Here is a 16,314-nt window from a genome sequence, read left to right on the forward strand (position 1 = left end):
TAAAACCTATTAAAGCTTTATAAAAAATCGGAACGATTTACGGGCATAAATCCAAAAAACTCGTAAAATGCCAAAGCAGAGACGTTGCAATGCAACGACTCTACCAATGACAAATAATTATTTATTCTTCTAAACGAATATCAAGTCCAAGACCTTTCAATTCATGCATCAATACATTGAATGATTCTGGCAATCCTGGTTCTGGCATAGACTCACCTTTTACGATTGCCTCGTAAGTTTTGGCTCTACCTATAACATCATCAGATTTAACAGTCAAGATTTCACGAAGAGTACTTGATGCTCCATAAGCTTCAAGTGCCCAAACCTCCATCTCTCCAAAACGCTGACCTCCAAATTGAGCTTTACCTCCAAGTGGTTGTTGAGTAATCAACGAGTATGGACCGATAGAACGTGCATGCATCTTATCGTCAACCATATGTCCTAATTTCAACATATAGATAACACCAACAGTTGCTGCTTGATGGAAACGCTCTCCAGTACCTCCATCATAAAGATGTGTATGACCAAAACGTGGTACTCCAGCTTCATCAGTCAATTCATTAATTTGATCAAGAGTTGCTCCGTCAAAAATTGGTGTAGCAAATTTTCTACCCAAATTCATACCAGCCCAACCTAATACTGTTTCATAAATTTGTCCAATGTTCATACGTGAAGGTACCCCAAGTGGGTTCAACACGATATCAACTGGTGTTCCATCTTCAAGGAAAGGCATATCTTCATGACGAACGATACGGGCAACGATACCTTTGTTACCGTGACGACCCGCCATTTTATCCCCAACTTTTAGTTTACGCTTTTTAGCTATATATACTTTAGCTAATTTCAAGATTCCTGATGGTAATTCATCCCCAACAGTAATTGTAAATTTCTCTCTACGTAAAGCACCTTGTAAATCGTTCAATTTAATTTTATAGTTATGAATCAAATCATTAACCATTTTATTAGTCACATCATCAGCAACCCATTGACCTTTACTTAAGTGAGCAAAATCTTCAACAGCATAAAGCATTTTTTGAGTATATTTTTTACCTTTTGGTAAAACTTCTTCACCCAAATCATTCATTACACCTTGAGAAGTTTTTCCGTTTACAATATTGAAAAGTTTCTCAATCAATTTATCTTTAAGCTCAACAAACTTAACTTCAAACTCCATTTCAAGCGCTCCTAAAGCATCTTTATCTTGAGTACGTTTACGTTTATCTTTTACCGCTCTTGCAAATAATTTTTTATCTAAAACTACACCGTGTAAAGAAGGAGACGCTTTTAATGAAGCATCTTTTACGTCACCCGCTTTATCCCCGAAGATTGCACGAAGCAATTTCTCTTCCGGAGTAGGATCTGATTCTCCTTTTGGAGTAATTTTACCGATAAGAATGTCACCAGGCTTAACCTCGGCTCCAATTCTAATCATACCATTTTCATCTAAATCTTTAGTAGCTTCTTCAGAAACATTTGGTATATCATTCGTTAACTCTTCGTTACCTAATTTAGTATCTCTAACTTCCAATGAATAATCATCAACGTGAATAGAGGTAAAAATATCGTCACGAACTACTTTTTCAGAAATCACAATCGCATCCTCGAAGTTGTATCCTTTCCATGGCATAAATGCAACTTTAAGGTTTCTACCTAAAGCTAATTCTCCATTTTGAGTAGCATATCCTTCAGACAATACTTGGCCAGGAATCACTCTATCCCCTTTTCTTACGATAGGTTTAAGGTTGATACTTGTTCCTTGATTGGTTTTTCTAAATTTAATTAAGTTGTATGTTTTATCATCAGATTCAAAACTTACCATTCTTTCTTCCTCAGAGCGATCGTATTTGATAGTGATGATATTTGCATCAACATATTCTACAACTCCATTTCCTTCAGCGTTAATTAAAACTCTAGAATCTGAAGCCACTTGACGCTCTAAACCAGTTCCAACGATTGGTGCTTCAGGACGAATTAATGGTACGGCCTGACGCATCATGTTAGATCCCATCAACGCTCTATTCGCATCATCATGTTCCAAGAAAGGAATCAAAGATGCAGAAATCGAAGCAATTTGATTTGGAGCAACGTCTGTATAATGTACTTGAGAAGGGTCAATTACTGGGAAATCACCTTCTTGACGTGCAATTACGTTTTCGGCAGTGATTTTACCTGTAGCATCCATTTTAATGTTTGCTTGGGCAATTAACATACCTTCTTCTTCTTCAGCACTTAAATAAATAGGAGTAGATTCTAAATCAACAACTCCATTAGTTACTTTACGGTAAGGTGTTTCAATGAAACCCATTCCGTTTACTTTAGCATAAACACCAAGAGAAGAAATCAAACCAATGTTTGGTCCCTCTGGAGTTTCAATAGGACATAAACGTCCGTAGTGCGTATAGTGAACGTCACGAACCTCAAATCCAGCTCTTTCTCTCGAAAGTCCACCTGGTCCTAGTGCAGATAATCTTCTTTTGTGCGTAATCTCGGCTAATGGATTCGTTTGATCCATAAACTGTGACAACTGGTTTGTTCCAAAGAAAGAGTTGATAACAGATGATAATGTTTTGGCATTAATCAAATCTATTGGTGTAAACACCTCGTTATCTCTAACGTTCATTCTCTCACGAATAGTTCTCGCCATACGTGCTAAACCAACACCAAATTGTTGAGACAATTGTTCACCAACCGTTCTAACACGACGGTTTGATAAGTGATCAATATCATCAATCTCCGCTTTAGAGTTGATCAATTCAATCAAATATTTAACAATGGTAATGATATCTTCTTTGGTAAGCACTTGTTTTTCCATTGGAGTATCAAGACCAAGTTTTTTGTTTATTCTATAACGACCTACTTCACCTAAGTTGTAACGTTGGTCAGAGAAGAATAATTTATCGATAATACCACGAGCAGTTTCTTCATCAGGCGGTTCAGCGTTACGCAATTGTCTGTAGATATGCTCAACAGCTTCTTTTTCAGAGTTTGTTGGATCTTTTTGCAGTGTATTATGAATGATTGAATAATCAACAAGATTATTATCTTCTTTATGCAACAAAATAGATTTAACGTTAGAATCAATGATTTCTTCAACATTATCTTTGTCGATAATAGTATCTCTATCAAGGATTATTTCGTTACGTTCAATAGAAACAACTTCGCCGGTATCTTCATCAACGAAATCTTCGTGCCAAGTGTTCAAAACACGAGCAGCTAATTTTCTACCAATATATTTTTTAAGTCCTGTTTTAGAAACTTTAATTTCTTCAGCTAAGTCGAAAATCTCTAGGATATCCTTGTCTCTTTCAAAACCTATCGCACGGAATAAAGTTGTTACAGGTAATTTTTTCTTTCTATCGATATAAGCGTACATTACGCTGTTAATATCAGTTGAAAATTCTATCCAAGATCCTTTAAAAGGAATAACTCTCGCAGAATATAATTTTGTTCCATTTGCATGGAATGACTGTCCAAAGAAAACCCCAGGAGAACGGTGCAGTTGAGAAACAACAACACGTTCAGCACCATTGATAACAAAAGTACCGCTTGGAGTCATATAAGGTATTGTTCCAAGATAAACATCTTGTACAATAGTTTCAAAATCTTCGTGTTCAGGATCTGTACAATATAGTTTTAACCTTGCTTTTAAAGGTACGCTATAAGTAAGACCTCTTTCTATACATTCTTGAATGGTGTAACGTGGCGGATCTACAAAATAATCAAGGAATTCCAATACAAAGTTATTTCTTGTATCTGTAATTGGAAAGTTTTCCATAAAGGTGTTGTATAACCCTTCGTCGCCTCTTTCGTCAGATTTAGTTTCTAATTGAAAAAAATCTTTAAACGATTTTACCTGAACATCTAGGAAATCTGGATAATCAGGAATGTTTTTAGTAGAGGCAAAATTCAATCTTTCAGTCTGATTTGTTATCATCAATGGACAAAATTTTGATTAAAAAAAAGTAGTTTTTGTGTGTAAAACACTGTAATTTATAAAACAATCTATACTTTCTTTTTACAATCAATACCTCTTTAAAAATAATATAAAATGGATTTTTGTATTATTTTCTTTCTTCGTATTGATTAAAAAACCTTTTCGTATTTTAAACTATTTTATAATAAAACTTGATATAATTTTATTATACGAAAAATGGTTTAAGTCTTGAGAATATTCTCAAAGACCTAAACCTGTTTCAAAAATTAGTTAAACTTATTTAAGTTCAACTACAGCTCCAGCTTCTTCTAAAGATTTTTTAAGACCTTCAGCCTCTTCTTTAGTTACACCTTCTTTAACGTTACTTGGAGCGCTATCAACTACATCTTTAGCTTCTTTCAAACCTAAACCTGTAAGTTCTTTAACTAATTTTACTACAGCTAATTTAGAAGCACCAGCTTCTTTCAATACAACTGTGAATTCTGTTTGAGCTTCTTCAGCAGCAACTTCTCCACCACCTGATACTACTACAGCTGCAGCAGCTGGTTCGATTCCGTACTCATCTTTTAATATTGTTGCTAATTCGTTAACTTCTTTTACAGTTAAATTAACTAATTGCTCTGCGAATTGTTTCAAATCTGCCATTTTTTCTATCGTTTTAAAATGATTTGTAAAATATAATTTATTTATTGTGCGCTATTTTAAGCAACAAGGAAACTAAATTCCTTGTTTTGAGTATTATGCCTCAGCCTCTTCGCTACCAGCGAATTGGTTTTGTAAAGCAGAAATAACTCTTTGAGCTGGTGATTGTAACAATCCGATGATTTCACCAATAAGCTCTTCTTTAGATTTAATAGTAGCTAATGCATCTAATTGGTTATCACCAATGTAAATCTCAGAATTGATATAAGCTCCTTTTAATACAGGCTTATCCGATTTTTTTCTGAAATCTTTAATGATTTTTCCAGGCGCATTTGCAACATCTGCAATAAATATAGCACTATTACCTGTCAATACAGAAGGTAAATCTCCATAATCATTATCAGAAGCTTCCATTGCTTTTGCAAGCAAAGTGTTTTTCACTACCTCTAATTTAATACCTGCTTTAAAACAAGCTCTTCTCAAGTTTGAAGTTGTTTCTGCGTCTAACCCAGAAATATCAGATACATAAATAATGTTTGTACCAGCTAACTGTGCAGTTAAATCTTCAATCGCGATTGATTTTTCTTCTCTAGTCATACTAAAAATTATTAACTACCAATTATACTGCTTTAGGGTCCAATGCAATTGCAGGACTCATAGTGCTTGTAAGGTGAATACCTTTAATATAGGTACCTTTAGCAGCAGTTGGTTTAAGTTTGATTAATGTTTGAATAATTTCGTGTGCATTGTCATAAATTTGCTCAGCTCCAAAAGAAACTTTACCAATTCCTGCATGAACGATACCAGTTTTATCAACTTTGAAATCGATTTTACCAGCTTTCACTTCTTGAACAGCTTTTGCAACATCCATAGTTACAGTACCTGTTTTAGGGTTTGGCATTAAACCTCTAGGTCCTAAAATACGACCTAATGGACCTAATTTACCCATTACAGCAGGCATAGTGATGATAACATCAACATCTGTCCAACCGTCTTTAATTTTTTGTAAATAATCGTCAAGACCTACATAGTCTGCACCAGCTGCCAAAGCTTCCGCTTCTTTGTCTGGAGTAACCAATGCCAATACTTTAACATCTTTACCTGTACCATGAGGTAATGTAACTACACCTCTCACCATCTGATTCGCTTTTCTTGGATCTACACCCAAACGAACTGCGATATCAACAGACTCATCAAATTTTGCAGAAGCAATAACTTTAATCAATGCAGCGGCATCTTTTAAAGAATATAATTTGTTCTTTTCAATTTTTGAAGCAGCCTCTTTTTGCTTTTTTGTCAATTTTGCCATGTCTTTCTCTTAATTAAAAAGGAGAATCTCCTGATACAGTTATACCCATAGATCTAGCTGTTCCAGCAATCATGCTCATAGCAGATTCGATTGTGAATGCATTTAAATCTACCATTTTATCTTCAGCAATTGCTTTGATAACATCCCAAGTAACACTAGCTACTTTCTTACGATTTGGTTCACCTGATCCGGACTTTAGCTTTGCAGCTTCCAATAACTGGACAGCCGCCGGAGGAGTTTTTACAACAAAATCAAATGATTTGTCTTTATACACAGTAATTTGTACTGGGCATATTTTGCCGGGTTTATCTTGAGTTCTAGCATTAAATTGCTTACAGAATTCCATGATGTTTACCCCAGCAGCTCCTAAAGCAGGTCCAACCGGTGGCGACGGGTTCGCAGCACCTCCCTTAACTTGTAGTTTAACTACCTTACTAATTTCTTTAGCCATTTTTAAAAAATTTAACACGACAATCATTGGAAGCGATTGCAGTGGTTATTATAGATGTAACAAAAATTATACTTTTTCAACTTGCATAAAACTCAATTCCAAAGGTGTTTTTCTTCCGAAAATTTTCACCATTACTTCAAGTTTACGCTTTTCTTCATTTATTTTTTCAACTGTGCCGTTAAAACCATTAAAAGGACCATCGATCACTTTAATAGTTTCACCTAAGTTGAAAGGAATAGAACGAGTATCTGTATTTACAGCTAACTCATCAACTTTACCTAACATTCTATTTACTTCTGACATTCTCAACGGAACTGGTTCTCCACCTTTTGTTTCGCCAAGAAAACCAATAACACTTGTGATAGACTTGATAATATGAGGAATTTCTCCAACCAAATTGGCTTCCAACATAACATATCCCGGAAAGTAAACTTTATCTTTCGATAATTTTTTACCTTCTTTTACAGTAACTACTTTTTCAGTAGGCACAAGAACTTGCGAAACATAATCACTCATTCCTAGACGAGCTATTTCTGTTTCGATATAAGCTTTCACTTTATTTTCTTGCCCGCTTACCGCACGAACGACATACCACTTTTTTATATTATTATCAGCCATTACAAAAAATTATGCTTTTATCCAGTTAAAAAATACAGCTAATGTTTTTGCACATACTTCATCTACTCCCCATGTTGCTAAAGCAAATACCACTGAAAATACAGCAACAACGATTGTAAGACGCTGCACTTCAGCCCACTCTGGCCAAGTTACATTTGATTTTAATTCCTCAAATGATTCTGATATGTAATTAACAACTTTTGTCATAGTGATTAGTTTATTTTGCACGGGCGGAGGGATTCGAACCCCCATCAACGGTTTTGGAGACCGCTATTCTACCCTTGAACTACGCCCGTAGTTAATAAAAACCAGTGCCGTCACGACACTGGTTTTGGTATTTATTTGGTATTAAGCTACAATTTCAGTTACCTGACCTGCACCTACAGTTCTACCACCCTCACGGATAGCGAAACGTAAACCTACACTCATTGCGATTGGGCTTAACAAAGCAACATTAATAGTTAAGTTGTCACCTGGCATTACCATCTCTACTCCTTCTGGTAAAGTAATAACTCCTGTTACGTCAGTTGTACGTACGTAGAACTGTGGACGGTAGTTATTATGGAATGGGGTGTGACGTCCACCTTCTTCTTTTTTCAAGATATACACCTCAGCTTTGAAAGTAGCGTGTGGTTTAACAGATCCTGGCTTAATGATAACCATACCTCTTTTGATAGATTCTTTATCAATACCTCTTAATAATAAACCTACGTTATCTCCAGCTTCACCTCTATCAAGGATTTTACGGAACATCTCAACTCCTGTAATAGTAGAAGTTAATTTTTCAGCTCCCATACCAATGATTTCAACAGCATCTCCTGTATTAGCAATACCAGTTTCGATACGACCTGTAGCAACAGTTCCACGACCAGTAATTGTAAATACATCTTCAACTGGCATCAAGAATGGTTTTTCAGTATCACGTACCGGCTCTTCGATCCAAGAATCTACAGCTTCCATTAATTCAATAATTTTTGGTACCCAAGCTGGATCATTATTCAATCCTCCTAAAGCAGAACCTTGAACAACTGGACAGTTATCTCCATCATATTCGTAGAAAGACAATAAGTCTCTGATTTCCATTTCAACTAATTCTAATAGCTCAGCATCATCAACCATATCCACTTTGTTCATGAAAACTACCATTCTAGGAATACCTACTTGGCGACCTAAAAGGATGTGCTCACGTGTTTGTGGCATTGGTCCATCAGTTGCGGCTACAACAAGGATAGCACCGTCCATTTGAGCAGCTCCAGTAACCATGTTTTTTACGTAATCCGCGTGACCTGGACAGTCAACATGTGCGTAGTGACGGTTAGCAGTTTCATACTCAACGTGTGATGTATTAATTGTAATACCTCTTTCTTTTTCTTCAGGAGCATTATCAATTTGATCGAATGATTTTGCTTGACAGTAACCAGCATCAGATAACACTTTTGTGATTGCTGCTGTTAAAGTAGTTTTACCGTGATCTACGTGTCCGATCGTACCAATATTTAAGTGTGGTTTCGAACGGTTAAAGGTTTCTTTTGCCATTTTACTTAATTTTTAATCTAGTTTATATATTTATTTCAATTTCCTACTTACTTGAGCCAACTACGGGAATTGAACCCGTGACCTCTTCCTTACCAAGGAAGCACTCTACCCCTGAGCTAAGTCGGCAGAGAAATTTCGTTTAACATTGTTTAAAAGTTTAAATTATTTCATTAAACCGATTAAACCCTCAAACTTTAAACTTCATTTTGTGGGGAGAGCAGGATTCGAACCTGCGAAGTTCACACAGCAGATTTACAGTCTGCCCTCGTTGGCCGCTTGAGTATCTCCCCCGTTTTTTTTATCAATAATCGTATGAACTATTCCAAATCGCATTGGAAAAAAGAGCCGGCGGAGGGACTCGAACCCACGACCTGCTGATTACAAATCAGCTGCTCTAGCCAACTGAGCTACGCTGGCGATTTCAATAAAAAAAGTCCGCTATTTCTAACGGACTGCAAATGTAGAGATTTTATCTTTTAATCAAAACATTTTTTGAAAAAAATTTAAATTAAATATGTGTTCTTAACTTTTCTTTACGTTTTACCAGTAAACGCTCTAGAGATTCCGCCGCTTGTTCGACTGCTTCCTCGAAGGATTTGCACTGTTTTTCAACCAAAAAATCATCTCCCGGGACATTAATCTTTATCTCAACATTTTTATTTTCCTTTTCACTTGTCTTTTCTACTTTCAAAAAAACATCAGAAGAGACAACTTTGTCATAATATTTCTCCAATCTATCCATTCTTTCCTGAACGAAATCCACTAGCTTTTTGTCAACAGTAAAGTTAACTGCATGAACATTTACCTTCATAATCAATCTATTTAATGGTTAAACATTTCAGAATTATTTTTTATTCCTTGGATGCGCTTCCTGATACACCTTTTTTAACTCAAACAAACTGCTATGAGTATAAATTTGCGTAGAAGCCAAACTAGAATGTCCCAATAACTCTTTAACTGAATTCAAATCGGCTCCATTGTTTAATAAGTGAGTCGCAAAAGTATGTCTTAATATATGAGGACTTTTTTTTACCTTCTCGGAGACAGTACTAAAGTATGAATTTATTAATCGATACACAAAAGAATCACTTAATTTTAACCCTTTTTTTGTAACAAACAAATATTCCTCATCCTCAATCCGTTCCAACAATGAACGCTCTTTTAGATACAACTGGAACTGCTGTATTACAACAGGCAAAACAGGTAAAATTCGCTCTTTATCTCTTTTTCCAAGCACCTTTATAGTACCCACTCCAAGATTCGCATTTGAAAGCTTTAAATGAATAAGCTCCGTTCTTCGAATTCCAGCAGTATAAAACAATTCCACTATAAGTTTATCTCTTACTTCCTGAAAACCTTGTGCAACTGAACTTTGAGACAACGCATCGACCAATTCTTTTTCTGAAAAAGGAATCTGAAGTTTTTTTTCAGTTTTCAAAGCCTTATGCCTCAATAATGGATTAACCTGAATTTGTTTTATTTTTAAAAGAAATTTATAAAAAGCTTTTAAAGAAGCTATCTTTCTATTTACTGTACTATTTGAAACACCATCATCTACAAGCGAAACAATCCAGCTTCTAATCTGATTGTAATTCACCTGCTCAATAGTATCCTGCTCAAAACACTCCTTATTAAACACCTCAAAATAGGAGATATCATTTAAGTAAGCATTTATAGTATGTGGAGAATATTTTTTTTCTAATTGCAGATAATCTTTAAATGCATCTTTATTATTTGTAGCCATAAAAAAACCGTTAGCATCAAAGTTAAGAAACTTTAATTACTAACGGTAATTTATTTTAAAACGCAATGACAGTATTAGATGTTCTCGATACTATCTCTCATATTTTGGATATAAGCCGCTTTCTGGAATTTCATTCTATTGATAACTGATGGTTTAATAAAAGCAGTACGCGCTCTTAATTGTCTTACAGTTCCAGTTTTATCGAATTTTCTTTTGTAGCGCTTAAGTGCTCTATCGATATTTTCTCCGTCTTTAATTGGTATAATTAACATAATTTTATCACCCCCTTTCGTTAAGTGTGCAAAAGTAAAAATTATTTTTAATTTCAAGCACTTTATTTTTATTTTTTTGAATTTATTTTATATCAGTGGCAAAATAATATCTAAACCGAAAACACTCTTGGTCACGCGTGAAGGATGGAAGCAAGTTACCGAAGTAACGGGGACAGCCTGACCCCGTTGAGGAAAGAGGCTGTATATGCAACACTATATGTAAGCCTCTTTTCTCAACGGGGGCACGCCCAAATATTTACTTTAATAAATTCCTTGAAATCACCAATTTTTGAATTTCTGTAGTACCCTCGCCTATGGTGCATAATTTTGAATCTCTATAGAATTTTTCAACAGGATAATCTTTTGTATAACCATAGCCTCCATGTATCTGGACTGCATCATTAGCCACTTTTACACAAACCTCCGATGAATACATTTTGGCCATTGCTCCTAATGTTGTTACAGGTCTGTGCTGTTCTTTGAGAAAAGCCGCTTTATGCAATAATAATTCAGATGCTTCTATTTCGGTAGCCATATCAGCTAATTTAAAAGATATTGCCTGAAAATCGGAAATAGGCTGTCCAAACTGATGTCTTTCCTGTGAATATTTCAAAGCCGCTTCATAAGCACCTTTGGCAATCCCCAAAGACAAAGCTCCAATTGAAATACGACCGCCATCGAGAATCTTCATCGCTTGAACGAATCCCTGCCCTACTTCACCTAGTCTATTGGCATCAGGAATACGGCAATTATCAAAAATCAATTCTGCCGTTTCACTGGCACGCATTCCTAATTTATTTTCTTTCTTCCCCGATGTAAATCCGGGCGTTCCTTTCTCGAATACAAATGCTGTCATTCCTTTTGAGTCACCTTTTTCGCCAGTACGGACAATTACCACTGCAATATCTCCAGAAATAGCATGTGTAATAAAGTTTTTAGCTCCATTTATCACCCAAAAATCACCATCTCTAATGGCAGTAGTATTCATTCCTCCGGCATCAGATCCAGTATTGTGTTCAGTCAAACCCCAAGCACCAATATGTTCGCCCGTGGCTAGTTTTGGAATCCATTTTTTCTTTTGTTCCTCATTTCCAAAAGTTAAAATATGATTAGTACATAACGAATTATGAGCTGCAACAGACAGTCCTATCGAAGGATCGACTTTTGAAATTTCCTCTATAATTGTGATATATTCATGATACCCCAATCCAGAACCTCCCAATTCAGCTGGAACCAAAACGCCCATGAATCCCATTTCTCCTAATTTTTTAAAAAGCTGTTTTGGAAAAATTTGAGCTTCATCCCACTCCATTATATAAGGTCTTATATTTTTCTCTGCGAAATCTTTTATAGATTGCGCTATTAAAAATTGTATTTCACTATAATCAAAATTCATCATAAAATATCATTACTATTAAAAGCTCAAATATAAGCTAATAAAACTTGCTTTTTCAACGGGAAAATTGTTAATTTTTATCAAATCCTCAATGTTTTTAAAATCGCCATTCATGCTTCTATATTTTACAATCTGCCTAGCCAAGTCCTGTTTGAAATAAAAAAACTGCGAAAGCTCCTTTAAAGAAGCATTATTAATATCTATTTTATTCAAGTTAGGCATTTTTGTAACAGCAAAGTACTTGTTTAAATTTAGAATTACTTCTGGCGATAACCCCCAAACTTCTTTAAGCTGTTCCATAGAGACAAATCCTCCTAATTTTTCTTTTTGAGTTAAAATCCTCAATGCTATCACTTCTCCAATTCCATTAATTTTAATCAAATCTTCTGGCGTTGCTTGATTTATATCGACAATAGTTATTTTTTCTTTTTTGGCAAAAGGCTTATTTGAGAAATTTTCATAATCATTATTCCCTTTTTTATTTACCCAATCCGGAAATTTAAAAAACGGAGCCATTGTATTCAATAATGAATCCGGAACTTTTGTGACGTTTTGAAACTCTTTAGCAGAATTAACAAATTTGTTTTGCCTTCTAAAAGCCAGAAGCCGGTCAATTTCTTCAACAGACATTCCGAGCTTGTATCCTTTATAATCAGAAATAAAATTAGGGTTAAAAGGATACATGACAGGTTCATCATTGAATTGATGCAATTTTAAAGAATCTACTTCTGTCTGTAAGGAAAGCCACTGTTGCTTGCTCGAATCCTTTTCTTGAATTGGATCAAAATCTACAAAATAATAAACCAATTGTAAAGCAATAATGATTCCAAAAAGCAAAACAATCCCTGTACGCTGTTCCTTGGTAAATTTTAAAAAATTTATTTTCTGTTTAAAATCCATTTTCAAAAACATTTATCGTTCTCTTTCAAAATATAAATTAAGATAAAAAAAATCACTTTATTAAGAAAAACATCAAATTCACATACTTCTTAATAGCATTTTATTTTATCTTTATTTTTTTCATAACTGAATGACTATCAGTACATAAATAAAATTTTACAATATTATCTTTTAAATCTTAAAGTTTTTATAACTTAAAAGAAGATAATTGTTTTTATTTTTTGTAAAAAACGATACATTTGGAACTTAATAACAACTAACCAATATATTATAGTATGTCAATTTGGAAAAGAAAACCGCTAGCACAACTTCTAGCAGAAGCAGCCGATTCTGAAAAAGGATTAAAAAGAACACTAACAGCTTGGTCATTAATTGCATTAGGCATAGGTGCTATTATCGGTGCCGGATTATTTGTAAGAACAGCAACCGCTGCCGCACAAAATGCCGGACCATCAGTAACTATTGCTTTCATTGTTGCTGCCATTGGCTGCGCTTTGGCTGGATTATGTTATGCCGAACTATCTTCTTCTATACCAATCTCCGGAAGTGCATATACCTATACTTATGCTACTATGGGTGAGTTTTTAGCTTGGATTATTGGTTGGGATTTAATCCTTGAATATGCAGTAGGTGCTGCAACTGTGGGGATTGCCTGGAGCGAATACCTAAATAATTTACTCACAAATGTACTACACGTCGACCCCATACCCTTTGCCTATTGTCATTCTCCATTTCAAACATCATTAACAGGAGAACAAGGAATCATAAATTTACCTGCTCTATTTATAGTTGCTGTAATCAGTTTATTATTGATAAAAGGAATACACGAATCAGCTGTGGTAAATGCTATCATTGTTGTTGTTAAAGTTCTAATCGTAATACTAATTATTGTATTGGGCTGGCATTTCATTAACCCAGCAAACCACACCCCATACATTCCACCAACAGATGTTTTCACTGATGAACACGGAGTAGGACATGCCTATGGAGGCGTAATGGGAATATTGGGCGCCGCTGGTACTGTTTTCTTTGCTTTCATAGGATTTGATGCCGTAAGTACGGCCGCACAAGAAACTATCAATCCTAAAAAAAATATGCCAATCGGTATTTTAGGATCTTTAGCGGTGTGTACTGTTTTATATATACTTTTTGGACATGTTCTTACAGGTCTTGAGCCAGTAGAATTCTTCAGAACTAGTGGCAAGGAAGCTTCTGTAGCCAATGCCATAATTCACGCTATGGGAGAAAGCTATAACTGGCTTGCTCAATTTGTTACCATTGCTATATTAGCAGGTTTTTCATCTGTTATTTTAGTTATGTTATTAGGACAATCAAGAGTTTTTTACTCTATGGGTAAAGATGGTTTACTACCAAAAGCATTTAGTGATTTGCATTCAAAATACAAAACTCCATACAAAGCAAATCTTGCTATTTTGGTAATTGTTGGTGCTTTTGCTGCTTTTATTCCTGGAGATATTGTTGGAGATATGACAAGCATAGGAACTTTATTTGCTTTTGTTCTTGTATGTATTTCTGTTATTATCTTAAGAAAAAAAGAACCAAATATGGTGAGAGAATTCAAAACCCCCCTTGTTCCTTTCGTACCACTTCTAGGAGTATTTGTATGTTGCGCAATGATGTACGGTCTAGGCTGGACAAACTGGTTAAGGCTTTTTGCTTGGATGGCTCTTGGAATAATATTCTATTTTTCTTATGGCAAGAAAAACAGTGTACTAAACAATCCAGAAAAATAATTTTCTACTAAATAAAAAAAAGGGATTTTAAAGCTTAATCATTTTAAAATCCCTTTTTTTATGTCTTATTTTTAATTCTATAAATCGAAAACAGAAGTTCGTTTTGCACGGACTAAGTCTTTTAATTTTATCCAAAAAGCCAAGGTTAAATAGACTCCAAATCCTAAACCTGCAGTCACAAAAGAAATGTAGATAAAAAACAAACGAACGCTTGTTACCCGCATTCCTAATTTATCTGCCAATCGGGATGACACGTGAAAACCATATTTTTCCAAAAAAAATTTCAATTTTATTACTGCTCGCATATTTCTAGGTCATGAGTTTTGACAAAAATACAAAATTTCAGATTCAATATCGATATGATATTAGATATGAGCTAATAAAAACTGAATATCAAATCAGTCTATTTTTAGCAACTCAACACCAATAGCACAATCTAAACATTTATTCTTGTTACAGTATTCATTCTTCAGCTGTAATAAAGACTGAGTTTCAAATGCATTTCGAGCCTTTATACCAAAAGAGCCAAACTTTTCCACTATCGAGTTCTTTTCGGCTTCTACACCATTCAAAACTGTTATTAAATCCTCAGAAGCCTCTTTTCCTTGACTTTTGGCATAGGCAAATTGGAGCGGAATAACAGTATTTAAAATCAACAAATCCATAAAAGACTTAGTTAATGCTTTTTTCTTTTTTGGGCTTTCTTTGTCGAATTGGTAATGAATTTCCCAATATGGAGTAACAGAAACCCTAAAAATTTCATAAATTGCCTCAACAACACTCAAATTGCTTATTTTCGAAAATAGATTTTGCTGTTTATGAAATAAATTGGCTAATTGCGAAAGCCGAACCGTAGGGAAATTATCAGGCCTGTGCTTAAAAAACTGAATAGGTTCAATAAAACTCTTCTCTATTTGATACTTATGAAGCAGATAAAAATACCTAAATTTCAAATCTTTAAAATAAGTATCTTCTTTCTCCCCATCCAGCAAACCAGCTGAACCGAACAGCAAAGCTTCGAGATTTTCAACCTCAAAACATTCTTTTCGAATTACTGAAAAAGGAATTGATTGAGCAATTTTAAGAAACGCTTCCCCATTAGTATTCAATCCAAAGTTTTTAGCTAACAGTTGAAACAAAACGGTTTCCCAGTCATTGTTAGTACACTTTGACAATTCCAATATTGGTTTTGATTTTCTTTCTAAACGCTCAAAAAACAATCGTTCCTGCCAATTTTTTAATACAAACTCAGGGATCTTTGTTAATTGCTTTTCGCAAAAAATCCAAGACTTGGGAGCTAACAGCTTTTGATAATTATTAAGGATTGAGGCGCTAACGTAATTTTTGAGTTCAAGAACGGGGATTTCAGAATTATCACTTCTAAAAATTTCTGTATCATGTTCCCAAACCACATGCAAAATCACATTTTCATAACCTGCATCTTTCTCATGATGATGTACATACCAATCGGATGATTTGACGTGTATTTCAACATTTCCTGCCCACTTTTGATTTCCAATAGTAATTTGGGCATTAAAAAAATCAGGACCAGCCAATTCTAAATACTGACCTGCATTACTGATAGTGACTTCCTCTTGGTTAGAAGTTTTTAAATTTAAAGTGTCAAATTTTTTGAACTTCCAAAGGTAATGGAGAAAATCTTCTTTCATTTTTGTTTCGTTTTATACTTCTTTAAATACTAGACTTTTTATCTAAAGTAATAAAAAAAATAAACAACTTAACTTACAAAATAAAAAA

The 16,314-nt window shown here is 34.6% G+C and carries 16 protein-coding genes and 4 tRNA genes; 1 reads left to right on the plus strand and 19 read right to left on the minus strand.

The genetic code is table 11. The features are described 5' to 3' along the window. Positions 1-121: 121 nt before the first annotated feature. The 17 genes from rpoB to CLU83_RS11870 form a co-directional block, all read right to left on the minus strand. Entirely contained in the window at positions 122-3,934 is a 3,813-nt protein-coding gene (rpoB, locus tag CLU83_RS11790) for a DNA-directed RNA polymerase subunit beta (protein WP_100431798.1), read from the minus strand. 276 nt (positions 3,935-4,210) lie between these two features. Continuing rightward, complete coding sequence (rplL, locus tag CLU83_RS11795; RefSeq protein ID WP_100431799.1) at positions 4,211-4,579, minus strand: 50S ribosomal protein L7/L12; 369 nt, start codon at positions 4,577-4,579, stop codon at positions 4,211-4,213. Positions 4,580-4,672: 93 nt separating this feature from the next. After that, positions 4,673-5,173 (minus strand): 50S ribosomal protein L10, encoded by a 501-nt coding sequence (gene rplJ, locus CLU83_RS11800; RefSeq protein WP_100431800.1) that lies wholly within the window; start codon positions 5,171-5,173, stop codon positions 4,673-4,675. A 22-nt stretch (positions 5,174-5,195) separates the two neighbouring features. After that, positions 5,196-5,885, minus strand: a complete 690-nt coding sequence (rplA, locus tag CLU83_RS11805) for a 50S ribosomal protein L1 (RefSeq protein ID WP_039111376.1) — start codon at positions 5,883-5,885, stop codon at positions 5,196-5,198. A 13-nt stretch (positions 5,886-5,898) separates the two neighbouring features. Continuing rightward, positions 5,899-6,336, minus strand: a complete 438-nt coding sequence (rplK, locus tag CLU83_RS11810; protein ID WP_035639405.1) for a 50S ribosomal protein L11 — start codon at positions 6,334-6,336, stop codon at positions 5,899-5,901. 66 nt (positions 6,337-6,402) lie between these two features. Beyond that, positions 6,403-6,954, minus strand: a complete 552-nt coding sequence (gene nusG, locus CLU83_RS11815; RefSeq protein ID WP_077370832.1) for a transcription termination/antitermination protein NusG — start codon at positions 6,952-6,954, stop codon at positions 6,403-6,405. Positions 6,955-6,963: 9 nt separating this feature from the next. Next, positions 6,964-7,161 (minus strand): preprotein translocase subunit SecE, encoded by a 198-nt coding sequence (gene secE / locus CLU83_RS11820; protein ID WP_100431801.1) that lies wholly within the window; start codon positions 7,159-7,161, stop codon positions 6,964-6,966. A gap of 18 nt (positions 7,162-7,179) precedes the next feature. After that, positions 7,180-7,250, minus strand: a tRNA-Trp gene (locus CLU83_RS11825). Positions 7,251-7,302: 52 nt separating this feature from the next. Next, positions 7,303-8,490: an elongation factor Tu gene (gene tuf / locus CLU83_RS11830; protein WP_100431802.1), complete on the minus strand. Its 1,188-nt coding sequence runs from the start codon at positions 8,488-8,490 to the stop codon at positions 7,303-7,305. Positions 8,491-8,544: 54 nt separating this feature from the next. Continuing rightward, a tRNA-Thr gene (locus CLU83_RS11835) sits at positions 8,545-8,616 on the minus strand. 83 nt (positions 8,617-8,699) lie between these two features. Continuing rightward, positions 8,700-8,780 (minus strand) — tRNA-Tyr (locus CLU83_RS11840). Positions 8,781-8,833: 53 nt separating this feature from the next. Beyond that, a tRNA-Thr gene (locus CLU83_RS11845) sits at positions 8,834-8,907 on the minus strand. Between the two features lie 91 nt (positions 8,908-8,998). Further along, complete coding sequence (hpf, locus tag CLU83_RS11850; protein WP_100431803.1) at positions 8,999-9,301, minus strand: ribosome hibernation-promoting factor, HPF/YfiA family; 303 nt, start codon at positions 9,299-9,301, stop codon at positions 8,999-9,001. 33 nt (positions 9,302-9,334) lie between these two features. Continuing rightward, on the minus strand, positions 9,335-10,234 hold the full coding sequence (locus CLU83_RS11855) for a tyrosine-type recombinase/integrase (protein WP_100431804.1): 900 nt from the start codon (positions 10,232-10,234) through the stop codon (positions 9,335-9,337). 74 nt (positions 10,235-10,308) lie between these two features. Beyond that, a complete protein-coding gene (rpsU, locus tag CLU83_RS11860) occupies positions 10,309-10,506 on the minus strand; it encodes a 30S ribosomal protein S21 (protein ID WP_100431805.1) in 198 nt (65 codons plus the stop codon). Between the two features lie 256 nt (positions 10,507-10,762). After that, complete coding sequence (locus CLU83_RS11865) at positions 10,763-11,902, minus strand: acyl-CoA dehydrogenase family protein (protein ID WP_100431806.1); 1,140 nt, start codon at positions 11,900-11,902, stop codon at positions 10,763-10,765. Between the two features lie 18 nt (positions 11,903-11,920). Beyond that, positions 11,921-12,802 carry a helix-hairpin-helix domain-containing protein gene (locus tag CLU83_RS11870; protein WP_100433713.1) on the minus strand — a complete coding sequence of 294 codons (882 nt, stop codon included), beginning with the start codon at positions 12,800-12,802 and terminating at the stop codon, positions 11,921-11,923. A 275-nt stretch (positions 12,803-13,077) separates the two neighbouring features. Here CLU83_RS11870 and CLU83_RS11875 point away from each other — a divergent pair, with 275 nt between their 5' ends. Further along, the gene (locus tag CLU83_RS11875) at positions 13,078-14,556 is read left to right on the plus strand and encodes an amino acid permease (RefSeq protein ID WP_100431807.1); all 1,479 of its coding nucleotides are present in this window, start codon (positions 13,078-13,080) and stop codon (positions 14,554-14,556) included. A 77-nt stretch (positions 14,557-14,633) separates the two neighbouring features. On the opposite strand, the gene CLU83_RS11880 is transcribed toward CLU83_RS11875, so the two are convergent. Both CLU83_RS11880 and CLU83_RS11885 read right to left on the minus strand, forming a co-directional pair. Next, positions 14,634-14,861: a PspC family transcriptional regulator gene (locus CLU83_RS11880; protein WP_100431808.1), complete on the minus strand. Its 228-nt coding sequence runs from the start codon at positions 14,859-14,861 to the stop codon at positions 14,634-14,636. A gap of 93 nt (positions 14,862-14,954) precedes the next feature. After that, positions 14,955-16,226, minus strand: coding sequence for a DUF2851 family protein (locus CLU83_RS11885; RefSeq protein ID WP_100431809.1), 1,272 nt, complete (start codon positions 16,224-16,226; stop codon positions 14,955-14,957). Positions 16,227-16,314 lie beyond the last annotated feature (88 nt).

The organism is Flavobacterium sp. 1, assembly GCF_002797935.1.
Lineage (GTDB): Bacteria > Bacteroidota > Bacteroidia > Flavobacteriales > Flavobacteriaceae > Flavobacterium.